Annotated in this window: 1 protein-coding gene; it reads right to left on the bottom strand. The window is 54.4% G+C overall.

Annotation, left to right across the window (positions count from 1 at the left end; translation table 11 throughout):
* The coding region (locus tag ACSNOG_RS33495) for an Hsp70 family protein (protein WP_436756435.1) at positions 1-263 on the bottom strand (263 nt) is incomplete at both ends.

The following is a 263-nucleotide window of genomic DNA, read 5'->3' as shown; positions in this document are numbered from 1 at the left end:
ATGATGACTTGGTCAAAGTCGTCGCCGCCCAGCTGGTTGTCACCGCTGGTTGCCTTTACTTCGAAGAAGCCGTCGCCGAGTTCCAGGATGGATACGTCGAACGTACCGCCCCCGAGGTCATACACGAGGATCGTTTGATCTTCCGCTTTTTCCATACCGTACGCCAAAGCTGCAGCTGTCGGCTCGTTAACGATACGAAGCACTTCAAGACCGGCAATCTTGCCTGCGTCCTTGGTGGCTTGACGCTGGCTGTCATTAAAGTA

The organism is Streptomyces sp. URMC 124 (assembly GCF_051386455.1).
Classification (GTDB): domain Bacteria; phylum Actinomycetota; class Actinomycetes; order Streptomycetales; family Streptomycetaceae; genus Streptomyces.
Note: the sequence above shows the minus strand (reverse complement) of the source record. Positions and strands in the feature narration are given on the sequence as shown.